The sequence below is a fragment of the Bacillus sp. PPSBB_2 genome (genome assembly GCF_045291115.1).
Lineage (GTDB): Bacteria > Bacillota > Bacilli > Bacillales > Bacillaceae_G > Bacillus_A > Bacillus_A cereus.
Genome location: NZ_CP147983.1, coordinates 1,346,360 through 1,360,796, shown reverse-complemented (window position 1 = coordinate 1,360,796; position 14,437 = coordinate 1,346,360). Strand labels below are relative to the sequence as shown.

The following is a 14,437-nucleotide window of genomic DNA, read 5'->3' as shown; positions in this document are numbered from 1 at the left end:
ATTACCGAAGACAAAAGAAGAAAAAATACACCGTTAGGCAAATAAGGGGAGGACATTTAAAATGATCGAAATTAAAGTACCTGAGCTTGCAGAATCTATTACTGAAGGAACTATTTCACAATGGCTTATCAACGTAGGCGACAAAGTTGAGAAAGGTGGCAGCGTTGTTGAGCTTGAAACTGATAAAGTCAATGTAGAAATCATTGCAGAAGATTCAGGTATTGTATCGAAGTTACTAGGCGAACCTGGGGATACAGTTGAAGTTGGCGCAACTATCGCAATTTTAGATGCTAATGGAGCACCAGTTGCAGTAAGTACACCTGCACCAGTGGCTGAGCAACCAAAACAAGAAACAGCTGAAGCACCGAAAGCTGCGGCACCAAGTGCTGAGCAAACTGCAACACTACAAGGGTTACCAAATACAAACCGTCCTATCGCATCACCAGCTGCTAGAAAGATGGCTCGTGAATTAGGAATCGACTTAAACGACGTACGTAGTACAGATCCACTTGGACGCGTGAGACCACATGATGTACAAGCTCATGCTGCAGCACCAAAAGAAGCACCAGCTGCTCCAAAGAGTCCAGCTCCTGCTCCAGTTGCAAAAACGGAATTCGAAAAACCAGTTGAGCGCGTGAAAATGTCCCGCCGCCGTCAAACAATTGCAAAACGTCTTGTAGAAGTTCAACAAACATCTGCAATGTTAACAACATTTAACGAAGTTGATATGAGTGCGATCATGGAATTACGTAAAGAACGCAAAGATGCTTTCGAGAAAAAACATGATGTACGTCTTGGCTTCATGTCATTCTTCACAAAAGCAGTTGTTGCAGCATTAAAACAATTCCCATTATTAAATGCTGAAATTCAAGGTGACGAGCTTATCATTAAAAAATTCTATGATATCGGTATTGCAGTAGCAGCTCCAGATGGATTAGTTGTTCCAGTTGTACGCGATGCTAACCAATTAAACTTCGCTGAAATCGAAAGCGAAATTCGTGAATTAGGTAAAAAAGCACGCGATAACAAACTTTCATTAAAAGAACTACAAGGTGGTACATTTACAATTACAAACGGTGGTGTATTCGGTTCTCTAATGTCAACACCGATCCTAAATAGCCCTCAAGTTGGTATTTTAGGAATGCATAAAATCCAAGTACGCCCAGTTGCAATTGATAACGAGCGTATGGAAAACCGCCCAATGATGTACATTGCTTTATCTTACGATCACCGCATTGTTGATGGTAAAGAAGCAGTTAGCTTCCTTGTTGCTGTTAAAGATATGCTTGAAGATCCAAAGTCATTATTATTAGAAGGTTGATAGATTAAAAATCTATTAAAGGCTGTAGAATGATTCATTCTACAGCCTTTTTTTATTGTGTTCATACGGGACAAATTTCATGACATAAGGTAATAATGTATGCCTAAACGTAAGGAGGATTAAAATGAATAACCTTCCAATTCATGCAAAACTTAAAGTAAATAAGGATACTTTCTTCCTCCCCGATTCAAACGGGGGTGTCTATTTTCGAAATAACGCCAGTTCATTTCGTATGGACGGTGATGGAATTTATGACTGGATTGAAAAATTAATGCCAATGTTTAACGGGAATTATTCTTTAGCCGAAATAACCGATGGCCTCCCTCTCCCCTATCAAAACCGTGTATTTGAAATTGGAGAGATTTTATATGAAAATGGTTTCGTTCGTGATGCAAATCAAGATGCACCTCATGAATTAAACAGTACATTACTCGACAGATATGCTTCGCAAATTGAATTTTTAGAAGCCGATTCTCATTCAGGTGCTTTAAAATTCGAAACGTACCGCGGAGCAAATGTCCTTGTACTTGGTTCTGGGGATATGCTCACTTCCTTAGTTTCTTCTTTATTAGAATCTGGTTTACCTACATTTTATTACCTCGTTACAGATCGGGATGAAACAAACTATGACAGAATACATGAGCTAATAGAACGTGCATATGAAGTTGATAACAGTGTACTCCTTCAAGAAATCGATACTACAATTGACCGTCCCTTGCATGAAGTATTCGAACCTTTTGATTGGATTTTATATGTTTCTCAAAACGGAGACATTGACGGTTTAAAAACAGTTCACACTATTTGTAGAGAAACGAAAAAGAATTTTATACCAGCTATTTGTTTATCAACACTCGGTATAGCTGGACCTGTCGTAATGGAAAACCGTGATGAATGCTGGGAATCCGCATGGCATCGACTACATGAAACGACTTTGCAAAATGAAAATTCATCGGATTCCTTCTCACAAATTACATCTGCCATGTTAGCAAATGTAATCGTTTTTGAATTGTTTAAACATGTCGCGGATGATTCATATCGTGAAAAAGAATCACAATTCTTTTTATTAAACTATGAAACACTTGAAGGAACGTGGCATCCTTTTATAAAACACCCTCTTGCAACTGATGAAAGTTTTACAATTGATACGATAGAAAATCTTTCTGAAAAACTTGAGCATCGGTCGAACCAACATACTTCAACTGATGTATTCCGCTTTTTCGACTCATTAACTTCTAAAGAAGCCGGTATATTCCATGTATGGGATGAACAAGATTCATATCAATTACCGTTATCACAGTGCTATATTCAAGTAGCCACTCCACTATCAGATGGCCCAGCTCCCCTTCTGCCTCTTATGACTTGCAGTGGATTGACTCATAATGAAGCACGCCGAGAAGCCGGTTTAACAGGAATTGAAACATATGTAGCAGAAATCATTCACCGCCTTATTCCTGAACATAACGATATCGGTATCGGTGCTGGAGAAACGATGACAGAAGGATTTTACCGGGCACTACAACAACATTTAAACAATAAACTGTATGAGCGGCAGTCACATATGCTAGAAGAACTTACAACGATTGATTTAACTGATATTCACGATAAACATTGTAGATTTTATTACGATGCTCTTGCTACAATTCATGAAACACCTAAAATTGCAATGAGTGAAGAGATTCTCAGTTTTCCAGTCATTTGGATTGGTATAAATGATAGATGGTACGGTGCATCTAATATTAATATGACGTTAGCGTTACGAAGCGCACTACAACTATCACTGCTCCACATTCAAAGTGAAGAGACTCCTTACAGAGCTAATATCTTGCCTGAATCATCTATTATTTTATATGACACGGATTCTTTTAGAGTGGAAATACAAGCGGAAGAAGAAATTCCAAGTGTGCAATCTTTACAGCTTGCCTTACAGCATTTAGAAGAACATAATTTTTATCCCTTCGTGTTTGATTTAGCAATCGAACCATTTTTGAAAGAAAACTTAGACGGTGTGTATGGGGTATTAATTGCAAAGGAGGACGGTCTATGACTCAAAATATATTACTTATAGGGGATGGCCTTCTTGCAGACTATGTACATGATCAATTATGCAAACAATATTCCATCATTCGTCAGCATACCCTTACAGAAGAACTTCCTGAAAATATTCATCTCGCTCTCGTATTACATGACGGATCTCCTTCTACTATTCATCATGACGCTGAGCTAATTTTTCGGTCAAATCATATTCCGTGGTTACGTGGTTTTACTTCATTTGGCGAAGGTATTATCGGTCCTTACATTCATCCTCTTACGCCCGGATGTTCCCATTGTTCTGATGGACGCCGTTTTATCGCTGGCTTTGATCAAAAAGAAATGTGGGAACTACAGCGGAAATATGCCTTTAAAGCAGATAATGTAACGAGGCGTGATGTACGTGCCACCCAAAATGGAATGTTACAAATGTGCCATCTTATTTGCGCAGAAACAGAAAAAATATTAACTCATAACCATTCTTCTTTAGAAAATGAACTTATTTTACTAAACTTACAAACATTACAATGTACGCGGCATTCTTTTCTTCCAGATCCTCTCTGTCCTGTATGTAGTAATTTACCTGATGATACTGCGGATGCGGCGGAAGTTTCTTTACAACCGAGTTTAAAAGTAAGCACCGAAACGTATCGCTGCCGTTCCATTCATGAATTAAACACATTTTTAACGAGAGACTATTTAGATTATCGGGTCGGTATGTTGAACGGCAAAATGCAGCATTCTGTATTACCATTCGCTGACGTCATTATAAACATGCCATTGATGTTTGGAAATGAAGGTGTTGCAGGCCGAACCCATTCATTTGCAGTGAGTGAAGCAACTGCTATTTTAGAAGGTTTAGAACGATATTGCGGTATGTCGCCTCGCGGGAAAAAGACAAATGTGCATGGTAGTTTTCATGATTTAGAGGAACATGCACTAAATCCCCTCTCGCTCGGTGTACATACAAATGAACATTACAATCGTGATAATTTTCCATTTAAACCGTTTGATCCTGATTATGAGCAAAACTGGGTATGGGGATATTCTTTATCACAAAACAGACCGCTTTTAGTTCCTGAATCAATTGCTTATTATAGCCTCGGTCATCGAGACGCTTTCGTGTATGAAACATCAAATGGATGTGCAATTGGCGGTAGTTTAGAAGAAGCGATTTTTCACGGCATTTTAGAAATTGTAGAGCGTGATGCCTTCTTACTCACTTGGTATGCCGAATTACCTCTTCCCCGCCTTGATCTTAATTCAGCAAATGATACAGAATTACAATTAATGATCCAGCGGTTACGTACGATTACCGGATATGAATTACACGCTTTTAACGCGACGATGGAACACGGCATCCCGAGCTTATGGGTAATTGCAAAAAATACGCGTGAAAAAGGAATGAACGTTGTTTGTGCGGGAGGCGCTCATTTAGATCCTATTCGAGCCTTAAAAAGCGCTATTCAAGAAATAGCAGGCATGTTACTTATAACAGACGATGAGCTCGAGCACAAAAGAGAATACTACGAAAAGTGCTTACAAGATCCTTATTTCGTTAATAAAATGGAAGACCATAGTATGCTGTACGGATTGAAAGAAACGGAAGAACGTCTTCACTTCCTTTTACGAGAAGATGCACCGGTGCAAACGTTCCAAGAAATGAATGTATCACAATCATTTGATATGGATTTAACATCCGATCTCCACCAACTTTTAAATCGTTTGCATCAATCTGACCTTGAAGTAATCGTTGTAGATCAAACCGTTCCCCTTATAGAAAAGAACGGACTACACTGTGTAAAAGTTATTATTCCAGGTATGTTACCGATGACGTTCGGGCACCATCTTACTCGGGTTACAGGACTGGACCGGGTATATACCGTACCGATGACACTTGGATATACAGACGAACCTTTAACAAATGAAAGATTAAATCCACATCCACATCCGTTTCCATAGTAAAGGAGGGATTTCATGCAGCTAGATACTTTTTTACATCATCTCCATTTCTCTATCGATGAAATTATGCCAAATCATGAGGTGGACTGGAAAGACGCACCGCTTCCTTATAAATTATATCGAAATGTACCTACCATCCCGCTCTCCTTAGAAATCCCGTTATCTTTATCGAACTCTTCTACTACACCTACTCTAAATGAGATTGGTTACTACCTTTGGTATTCATTTGGTGTAACACAATTATGTCAGCTAAATAGCGAGAGAAATGTATTACGTAGATCCATTCCTTCAGGCGGTGCCTTATACCCGAATGAATTGTATATCTATTTAAAGATTGACGATTATCCAGACGGCATTTACCATTATGACGCCGCGCATCACCGACTTATTTTACTTCGCGAAGGAAATTTCGATTCTTATTTAGCAGACGCACTCGGTAATCGCTGTAACATACAGGATTGTTTCGGTGCTGCATTCGTATCCACTATGTTTTGGAAAAACTTCTTTAAATACAATAACTTTTCATATCGACTTCAAGGATTAGATAGCGGGGTTCTCATTGGACAATTACTAGAATGTGCAAATCAGTTCGGTTATACGAACGGCGTATACTTTCAATTTCTAGACCGTGCACTGAACCATTTACTCGGATTGTCAGAAGGTGAAGAAAGTGTGTATGCCGTTATTCCTTTAAGTACAGAGCCAGAAACTAATTGGTTTCACAATGATTACCGTGAAAATAAAACAGTTACTTCTCATGAGTTGTTGCAACAAATTCCGCCGCTCGCACATGAACATTTCGTTCGCTCAAAACATGTAGATGAATATCCGATGATAACAAAAATAAATGAGGCTTCTATAATCGAATCGACAGCACACTTCCAAACACTTGCTCATGAAGAGCACTATCAACATCATGAGTATGCTGTACAACTGCCGAAAGTAGAGCGTTTATCTTATGATTTCTTGCAACTTTGCAGAAAACGGTATTCCCCTGATGCTGACTTTACTTTAACGAAATGGGATGCAGCTGAGCTCGCTACTTTACTACAAGAAGCGAGCCTCTCCTTCCCCTATTACAACGACCTTGATGGTAAGTATACAAATAAAAATACACGCGTCTCCTTATATGGATGTTTTTATAACGTGAAAAATATTGAAAACGGAGCTTACGCTTATAACAGTAAAACACATTCCATACAACCAATTCGATATGGAGACCTTCGCTACCCACTTCAGTCTAGTATGACGATGGATAACGTAAACCTTTTTCAAGTACCACTTTGCCTACATGTAGTCGGAAAGAAAGATTATTATACAAATGCATTAGGCTATAGAGGGTACCGTATCCATCAAATGGAAGCAGGTATACTCGTTCATAAACTCGTTTTTGCAGCGACCGCGATGGGGATGGGCGGGCATCCTTTACTTAGTTTTGATACAAATTCATGTGATCAATTGTACGGAATAGATGCTGGGAATGAAACATCTCTTATTCAAGTTCCAGTTGGGGCATATCGAGCGCGGAATTGGTTAAAAGGGGCTTTGCATTGTTAGAAGCACGCCGTCTATCGGCGTGCTTTTTTACTAGATTAACTTAAAAATACTCTTAATTTGTCTAGCAAATAACCAATTTTTCGTACCGTAGTTATCATTTAAACTATCTAAATTGATAGATTGTCCGTTAGCAAACTTTAATTCTAACGTAGTATTTTTGTCATTTGTTTTTAAGTTACTATTTGTAATGTCATCATACTTTAATTTTTCAATCTCAATATATTCGTCTTTTTCTTGTCCAATCACGACATGGTCTTGGAAGAAGAAAAATACTTCTACTTTTTTACCGAAACAAAATACATTTTTCGTATAAATTAATGTCGCGTTATCAAGTCCGACACATACTTCTTTCATTTCTTCCACAACGTGTCCAAAGTCTTCTTCATGTCTTGCATTTGATTCAGCAATCCATTCTTCGATTGTTTTCATGTTAATTGCCATACTGCGCCCCCTGGTTCATTCATTGCTTCGTTTAAAAAATAAATACTATATGAAAATATAAGCGATACGTAATATGTTTTCAAGGGGAAAGGGTATATTCAAAATAAAGTGAAACTTTATTTACTCCCTCATTGTAAAAAAAATAGCACTTTAAAAAGTGCTATTCCGCTCTCCTTGCCGCTTGCTGAATTGGGTCCCAAACGCTGTTATATGGTGGTGCATAACTTAAGTCGACATCTTCTAAATCGTGAATACTCATTTTATTGAAAAGTGCCATTGCAATCACATCAATCCGTTTATCTACGCCTTCTTCTCCAATTACTTGCCCGCCCAATAATTGTTTCGTATCGGATCGATATAATAATTTCAAGTAAAGTGGTTTTGCATTTGGATAATAGCCCGCCATATTTGTAGAATCTACTTTAACTGTTTTATACGGGATGTGTAGCCCTTTCGCTTCTTTTTCATTTAATCCTGTTCTTGCAAGCGTCAAATCCATAAATTTAATAATACCTGTACCTAACGTACCTTTAAAGGCTCTTCGTTTATCCAGCATGTTCAGTCCAGCAAGTCGCCCTTGTTTATTGGCAGTCGTTCCGAGCGGGATATGATCATGAATTTCCTTTATAACGTGGTAATGTGTTGCGCAATCACCAGCTGCATATACGTCTTGCACATTCGTTTGCATATATGCATTTACTTCAATTGCCCCTTTATGATTCTTACGTATATTTGTCCCTTCAAGAAAATCAGTATTTGGCTTCACTCCGACAGATACTAAAACAAGATCCGCTTTATACGTACCTTTATCCGTTTCAACTGCTTCTACTCGTTCATTCCCTTTGAATGCTTTTACATTTTCATTCGTTAAAATTTCAATATGATGTTTATCTGCTTCTTTATGTATGTACTCTGCCATATCTGCATCATAAATCGTACCGATATGATCATTTCGCTCAATCATTCTTACTTTCTTACCAAGTTCGACGAATGTTTCTGCCATCTCAAGTCCAATGGCACCACCGCCAATAATCGTTACATCTTCAACTTTATTCGTTTCTAGCGTTTTTAATATGCGCTCAGCATCAGGAATTGTTTTTAAAAGATGAACGCCTTGTAATTCCCGTCCTTCCCATTCTGGCATAACAGGACGCACTCCAGTCGCAATTAATAATCGATCGTACGGAAATTCAAAGACATCTTTCGTCTTCGTATGCTCTGCGTACACCATTTTCTTTTCCGTATCTACTTTCGTTACTTCATGACGCACTTTCGCATCAATTCCATATTTCTCACGAAACGTCTTTACGTTACGCGCGATTAACTTTTCAGTTGAAGCGATAGCACCACTAATGACATACGGTAATCCACACTGAGCGTATGAATAAATTTCACCTTTTTCTAAAGTTACAACATTTGCATTTTCATCGTTTCTAACAATTTGCATCGCTGCACTCATACCAGCTGCATCTCCGCCAATAATGACATAGTTCACTTTACCACTCCTTCTTTTTTTACATACTCTTTACGTTTTCCATATTTTATAGAAATAACACCTACTTCCATTGTAAAGAAAGAGAATTCCATCTTCAAATTTTGTGCACAAACCTATGCTTGAATAGGTAACTGTCGTGTCTTATAAACAATATGTTTAATATGCTATAACAGTAACAATTGAAAGTAGGTGAAACATACATGTGCGCCGGCCTTCTCGCTCAAACTCCAGAGGAACCGAAAGAACCAAAACCCGCCTTGTCGCTTGATCAAGAATTCTCTATTAACGCAACCATCTATAGTGCTCGTGCTTGGTTATCTAATGATGAGACTTTCCCACAAACGATTTGGAAAGGCTCTCGCTTCGCTTCAGCATCACACGCTGGCAAGTCCATCTTACCAATCGGCACTGTAAAAATTTTGAACTTATCTGATGATACAATAACAGTTACTGCATCATCAGAATCAGATGATAATCTCAAAATAGTCGTACCCCCTCATTCTGAAGGTGTTTTAACATCTAATGGTTTATCTGATGTGCAAGCAAGTACATCAGGAGGAGCAAGTAAAGTCACATTTCTCTTTCATATCTTTTTCTCAAGGGATCCTGGTTCAGATAAAAAACCATAAAAAGGTACAGTTATGCACTGTACCTTTTTTCCTGTGTTCTATTCTCTTGATTTGATTAGTTCAATATTATAAGTTTCGATATCTGTTAACTTTCCTTTAAAATAAGGATTTTCTCTATACCAAGACTGTTTTGCAAAATACGCTTGCATATCTTTCGTTTGAAAAATATGTCCATGCCTTGCATATATTTCATTTCTAGCAATTTTCAACTGCTCTTTCGATAAATATGTTAAATCTGCGCTCGTTAATTTTCGAATATCACTATCAGGAAAGATGAAACCATTATATACATACCCAGTCGCGGGCGTTGGAGTAACATTATAAACAACTGTTTTTTCTGTACTTTTCTTTTGGAATGGAAGATTATAAGACGAAAGTGCCGTTACCGTCTCTACTTGTGTCGTTTCCCGTCCGCTTTCTCCATTTCGTTCTAAATAAATCGTCGCACTTCCATCAGTCGCTACTGGCCCCCATGTAATTTCTTCTCCTGCCAGCGCTGTAACCGGTTTTTGATTTACGTACAATGTTGCACCCGGCGCGTTCGTTTGAACTGTAATATATTGACCTTGCAACGTTAAATCTATCGTTACGTTATTTTGGCTCTGTTTCATAAGTACAACCTTTTCCTCACGAGATAATTTTACATAGTCATTTTTATAATCTGATTGAAACACTTGATTTCCCGGAAGAAATGGCCCATATTGCTTCTCAAACCTTTTGTCATCTGTCTTATCAATTTCTTTTCCGTTCATTTTTAACGATACGCCTTTTTCATTTGTAAGCAAAGTTGTATAGTACGTCTTCGCTTTCAATTTATATCGATCAAATATAAAGAAATACTTTCCGTCTTTCGTTAATGAAAAATCAGCTCTTTCTATTCCGTCCCGTTGTTTTTCACCTTGTCTCAAATATCCTTTTAATTCATTTACGTAAGATGGATTTTCTTTTATATATGAAAATAGGGGCTTTACACTCTCTCTCGTTATCATAACCGATGGATCATCTGCCGTAACGATCTCAGCTAATTTCTCTCCGTCCCTCTCTTGTAAAATCGTAATCATCCGGTCTACTTGTGCCAGCTGCGTATAATACGACGATCCGTACAAATACAATCCAATAATCACTATAACAAATAGCGCTAACAGTGTAATGCCAACTTTTGCACCACCGCTCATGTTCTTCTTTACTACAGGACGTCCCCTCTTCGACCCGCAGTTTTGACAAAATTGCAAACCATCTTCAAACTGAACTCCGCACTTTGTACATACATTCATTCAGTCAACCACCTTTTCATTAGAAGCCAGTTATTCCCTGTGTTAAGGCTTGAATTATCGTGCTAATGTAAGACCAAAGTACAATGAACGTTGCAATTCCAATTAAAACATTTGCAATAATAAGTGTGTAAACGAGATCTAATCCGCCATTGTCTAGCTTTAATACGGCTACAGTTATACTCATCCCTATATAAGTTGCAGCTACGGATAATAATATAGGTAAGAAAAAGATTAATAAGAAACTAAAAAGAAAAGAAAGGACTAATATGACAATAGCCGGCGTCGCTATCGTTCCCCATATACCAAATACTTCAAGAAACGAAAAAGATGATTTCATCATCTTGCCACTTACAAAAATAATAAATCCGACAAATAAAGTTAAAATTAATAAAAAGAAAAAGACCGTTATAGATTCTCCAAAAAACGTGGGAGTAGATATATCTGGTGCAAATGTTCTCGTAACTGCTGATGCTGCACTCATCATTCTATAAAAAATACATGCTCCTAAAAGACAAATAAGAACAAGACTTACAATTCCATTTCGCACTTCAATAGCGCCGCTTTTCATAATCGCTGTCGGTGCTTGTAATGCATGTTTAAAAAATTGAAAATAGCCGCTCGCAAACCGTTTCGCTTGCTCTACCGTTTCATTTGGCCGAGCTTCCTTTGCTTGTGCCGCACGTGCTTGTTCCGGCCCTTCTTCTTGGCCACTACTTGCCACTACTTCTTCCGTTAACGAATGTCCACAATTCCCGCAAAACTTTGCCTCCGCTGCATTTTCTGTATGACATGACGGACATTTCATTCTCTTATCCCTCCTTAAGCATATACCATATAGGGTGTTACAAGTTCAATATATGACTTTGGACATAAAACATGACTACAAGAAAAAGATTCTGAAATCCTTCTTCCGAAAGAAAATATATGTGCTAGTAATCTTGAAAAAAAATGCTATTATGAAACAGAATAAATAATATTTTTAACAGATTGGATGACTGGCAATGGAATTGGTAAACTCAATTTTTCAAATACTCCTTACAAGCGTAATCCAATTATTATCTTTAATTGGCGTTATCATTGTAATTGGATTTCTATTAGGCTATTTAGAATCTCTCACACGCATGTATTGGTCGAGAGCTTTCGGAAGAAAAGGATTCCTATTAACGGCTTGGATTGGTGTTCCGATTCACGAACTTGGACATGCCATTATGTGCGTGCTGTTCCGTCATAAGATTGTAGCAACGCAGTTCTTCCCGACAGATACAAGTCAAGGGGCTTTAGGTTACGTACAACATCAATACAATCAAAAAAGTGTGTATCAACGGATTGGGAATTTCTTCATCGGCATTGGGCCTATTATTTCTGGTATTACTGCACTAATCCTTTTAATGCGCTATTTCGTACCAGAATCATATTTTTTATTTAATACAACTCTCGAAAAAACGATTGCTTCTACCTCTATTAATATAGAAATGATCCAAAACATGCTCTTGTCGACGTTTGTATTATTGAAAAGCTTATTTACAATCGGTAATTTATTGAATCCTTCCTTTTGGTTATTTTTATTTATCGCCATTTGCATTTCCGCACATATCGCTTTAAGTAAACCAGACATTAAAGGATCAATAGACGGAGTTATCGTCATGTTTATCGTTTTATTTTTATTCAACATCATCGCGGGACTGTTTCAATACGACAGTAACCAGCTACTTGGACAGGTTATGAAATATAATATGTATCTCATTGCGTTTTCTAGTGTAGCACTGCTTTTCTCTTGTATTTCTACACTTGTAAGTTTTGGGTTTTATAAAATAAGAAGAGGGCGTTCTTTTTGAACGCCCTCTTCTTATTAATTATTCCCCTTATAATCACAATGCTCAACCGGAACACGAGCATGCCCCTCTTCATCGGTACACCATGACTGTGATTGGAATGCAAGAAAGATACCAATCCATTCTTCTTCCTTCTCGAAGTGAATGAGTATTCCTCCGTCTTGCCATATGCCATCATCACCTTGCCATTTTTCTACATTCCCTTGATTCATGTGAATATCATGTATACCGTTTCCTGGTTTGAAATGAAAATAGGAATCTGGTGTATTTTCTTCTGGTCCCCATCTTTCGCCAAATGCGTAAATAATTGCTTTTTCTTCTATCGCTCGTTTTATATAACGTTCTATTTTTTCATTTAAATCATTATCTGCTCCTGCTTTTTCGGGAGGCAAAGGAATCATTTGTTTTGAGTCAAATAGATTTCCTCTTACATAATCTAAAGCTACTTTCGGTTCATTGTTTTTTATTTCTGTAAAACCGAATGGTAATGTCGGTAAAATATGAATCGCCTCTGACCTAATATTGTTACTCGCAAAATATAAAACTTCTGACGGATAACTTTGCGATTTTACGTTAATTGCAATACGATAATCTACTCCTGTCTCGCCCTGTAAATGAACTTGATAATGAGGTGTTTTCCCTTTTCCAATCTTTGATTGTATAACTGTACCTTTTAACACACCGTAGTTTTTTAGGGGCATACATTTCATCTCCTATTCATTTAGTAGCAGCTATTCATATTTAAATCATTATCCACTCATAAAAAAAATCCTCCTATGTTAGGAGGATTTTTAATTTCTCAACATATACCAAACAATAACCTCTACCACTACAAGTAAAACCGCACCAAAGATCATTAACGTCGTCTTCTTTAATAGTTCATTTTCACGGTAAGGGATATTACATAGAGGGTGTTGCAAAACTCATAAATATCCAAAAATGAATGCATAAAGAAACCCGTTTTCCTGGAAGAATGATAGTATCCTAAAACTATCTCCAGAAAGGACGGATTTACTAGTATGATAACCAATTTTGATCAAAATCAATCCATTTTACAAATTTTATTTGCCTACGTAGACAGTTTAACCATTGGAGGCGTTCCGCCTATGACAGGCCGCCCACCCATCTGTAGAAAAGCTTTACTCAAATGTTTTTTTATAAAAACGGTATTCCAGATCAATTCATTACGTAAGTTAACTCGTTTTTTACATCAATATCCTTCATTTCGTGTATCTTGTGGCCTTTCGCTTGTTCCTCATATATCTACTTTTTCACGTGTAGGCACTTGGTTTCGCAACGAAGAAATTCCGTTGCTTCATAAACAAATTCTTCAAGAAAAGAATTTAGGGTTAATTCCGTGCGTTTTAATTGATAGTACAGCCTTACGGAGTAGTTTATATGATTCTCAAGCGAAATGGGGAAAATCTACTCGCTATGGTTGGTATAAGGGATATAAAACTCATGTCTGTTCTACACCAGAAGGTGTTATATTGTCGTATGCATTTACAACCGCAAATGTACATGATAGTAAAATAGCTCCTGCATTGCTTCGGGATATACAAAACCAAAATGTGTTATTTTCCGTTGCAGATGCCGCTTATGATAGTCAGCACATTCATGAAATTGCCGGAGCATGTGATATCTTTGCGATCAATCCAATTAACCCGCGTAATAGCGGACCAATCAAAAGTACACATCGTCGTGTAGTGTCTCATTTTCTACAAACTACCTTTGGCAAACAGTTGATGAAAGAGCGTGGAAAAATTGAACAACAGTTTAGTCATCTCAAAGATAAAGGGCTGGAACAGCCACGTTGGTATGGTCAAAATCGCTATCTATTGCATGTTCAGCTAGTTTTTCTGATTCATAACATTGCATATTTATTTTAGTTTTGCAAC

The 14,437-nt window shown here is 37.6% G+C and carries 12 protein-coding genes; 7 read left to right on the top strand and 5 right to left on the bottom strand.

What is annotated here, in order from left to right; all coding sequences use genetic code 11:
* Window positions 1-61 precede the first annotated feature (61 nt).
* From odhB to V6946_RS06745, 4 genes are all read left to right on the top strand, one after another.
* Complete coding sequence (odhB, locus tag V6946_RS06760; RefSeq protein ID WP_000569922.1) at window positions 62-1,321, top strand: 2-oxoglutarate dehydrogenase complex dihydrolipoyllysine-residue succinyltransferase; 1,260 nt, start codon at window positions 62-64, stop codon at window positions 1,319-1,321.
* 124 nt (window positions 1,322-1,445) lie between these two features.
* Window positions 1,446-3,365, top strand: a complete 1,920-nt coding sequence (locus V6946_RS06755) for a putative thiazole-containing bacteriocin maturation protein (protein ID WP_001061566.1) — start codon at window positions 1,446-1,448, stop codon at window positions 3,363-3,365.
* Window positions 3,362-5,311, top strand: coding sequence for a TOMM precursor leader peptide-binding protein (locus V6946_RS06750; RefSeq protein WP_406622273.1), 1,950 nt, complete (start codon window positions 3,362-3,364; stop codon window positions 5,309-5,311). The genes V6946_RS06755 and V6946_RS06750 overlap by 4 nt, the downstream gene beginning before the upstream one ends.
* A 15-nt stretch (window positions 5,312-5,326) precedes the next feature.
* Complete coding sequence (locus V6946_RS06745) at window positions 5,327-6,868, top strand: SagB family peptide dehydrogenase (protein ID WP_006916767.1); 1,542 nt, start codon at window positions 5,327-5,329, stop codon at window positions 6,866-6,868.
* Window positions 6,869-6,898: 30 nt separating this feature from the next.
* Here V6946_RS06745 and V6946_RS06740 read toward each other — a convergent pair whose 3' ends face one another.
* Window positions 6,899-7,309 (bottom strand): DUF3908 family protein, encoded by a 411-nt coding sequence (locus tag V6946_RS06740; RefSeq protein ID WP_000996781.1) that lies wholly within the window; start codon window positions 7,307-7,309, stop codon window positions 6,899-6,901.
* A 160-nt stretch (window positions 7,310-7,469) separates the two neighbouring features.
* Entirely contained in the window at window positions 7,470-8,804 is a 1,335-nt protein-coding gene (locus V6946_RS06735) for a CoA-disulfide reductase (RefSeq protein ID WP_001110231.1), read from the bottom strand.
* Window positions 8,805-9,004: 200 nt separating this feature from the next.
* On the opposite strand from V6946_RS06735, the gene V6946_RS06730 reads away from it, so the two are divergent.
* Window positions 9,005-9,433: a hypothetical protein gene (locus V6946_RS06730; RefSeq protein WP_000332414.1), complete on the top strand. Its 429-nt coding sequence runs from the start codon at window positions 9,005-9,007 to the stop codon at window positions 9,431-9,433.
* A 38-nt stretch (window positions 9,434-9,471) separates the two neighbouring features.
* Here V6946_RS06730 and V6946_RS06725 read toward each other — a convergent pair whose 3' ends face one another.
* Together V6946_RS06725 and V6946_RS06720 are read right to left on the bottom strand one after the other, a co-directional pair.
* Window positions 9,472-10,707, bottom strand: a complete 1,236-nt coding sequence (locus V6946_RS06725; RefSeq protein ID WP_001099934.1) for a TcaA 3rd/4th domain-containing protein — start codon at window positions 10,705-10,707, stop codon at window positions 9,472-9,474.
* A 19-nt stretch (window positions 10,708-10,726) separates the two neighbouring features.
* Window positions 10,727-11,512: a zinc ribbon domain-containing protein gene (locus V6946_RS06720; protein WP_366981407.1), complete on the bottom strand. Its 786-nt coding sequence runs from the start codon at window positions 11,510-11,512 to the stop codon at window positions 10,727-10,729.
* Between the two features lie 196 nt (window positions 11,513-11,708).
* Between V6946_RS06720 and V6946_RS06715 the strand changes: the two genes are divergently transcribed.
* Complete coding sequence (locus V6946_RS06715; protein WP_000424525.1) at window positions 11,709-12,542, top strand: hypothetical protein; 834 nt, start codon at window positions 11,709-11,711, stop codon at window positions 12,540-12,542.
* Window positions 12,543-12,556: 14 nt separating this feature from the next.
* On the opposite strand, the gene V6946_RS06710 is transcribed toward V6946_RS06715, so the two are convergent.
* Window positions 12,557-13,240 (bottom strand): DUF2278 family protein, encoded by a 684-nt coding sequence (locus tag V6946_RS06710; protein WP_001128608.1) that lies wholly within the window; start codon window positions 13,238-13,240, stop codon window positions 12,557-12,559.
* Between the two features lie 318 nt (window positions 13,241-13,558).
* Here V6946_RS06710 and V6946_RS06705 point away from each other — a divergent pair, with 318 nt between their 5' ends.
* A complete protein-coding gene (locus V6946_RS06705) occupies window positions 13,559-14,428 on the top strand; it encodes an ISNCY family transposase (RefSeq protein WP_023520903.1) in 870 nt (289 codons plus the stop codon).
* The last annotated feature ends 9 nt before the right edge of the window (window positions 14,429-14,437 follow it).

What these genes read in the sequence shown, in the direction of transcription:
- V6946_RS06720 (WP_366981407.1), bottom strand. Translation starts at nt 11,512, where the DNA reads ATGAAATGTCCGTCATGTCATACAGAAAATGCAGCGGAGGCAAAGTTT.
- V6946_RS06745 (WP_006916767.1), top strand. Translation starts at nt 5,327, where the DNA reads ATGCAGCTAGATACTTTTTTACATCATCTCCATTTCTCTATCGATGAA.
- V6946_RS06730 (WP_000332414.1), top strand. Translation starts at nt 9,005, where the DNA reads ATGTGCGCCGGCCTTCTCGCTCAAACTCCAGAGGAACCGAAAGAACCA.
- V6946_RS06750 (WP_406622273.1), top strand. Translation starts at nt 3,362, where the DNA reads ATGACTCAAAATATATTACTTATAGGGGATGGCCTTCTTGCAGACTAT.
- V6946_RS06705 (WP_023520903.1), top strand. Translation starts at nt 13,559, where the DNA reads ATGATAACCAATTTTGATCAAAATCAATCCATTTTACAAATTTTATTT.
- V6946_RS06740 (WP_000996781.1), bottom strand. Translation starts at nt 7,309, where the DNA reads ATGGCAATTAACATGAAAACAATCGAAGAATGGATTGCTGAATCAAAT.
- V6946_RS06725 (WP_001099934.1), bottom strand. Translation starts at nt 10,707, where the DNA reads ATGAATGTATGTACAAAGTGCGGAGTTCAGTTTGAAGATGGTTTGCAA.
- V6946_RS06755 (WP_001061566.1), top strand. Translation starts at nt 1,446, where the DNA reads ATGAATAACCTTCCAATTCATGCAAAACTTAAAGTAAATAAGGATACT.
- odhB (WP_000569922.1), top strand. Translation starts at nt 62, where the DNA reads ATGATCGAAATTAAAGTACCTGAGCTTGCAGAATCTATTACTGAAGGA.
- V6946_RS06715 (WP_000424525.1), top strand. Translation starts at nt 11,709, where the DNA reads ATGGAATTGGTAAACTCAATTTTTCAAATACTCCTTACAAGCGTAATC.
- V6946_RS06710 (WP_001128608.1), bottom strand. Translation starts at nt 13,240, where the DNA reads ATGCCCCTAAAAAACTACGGTGTGTTAAAAGGTACAGTTATACAATCA.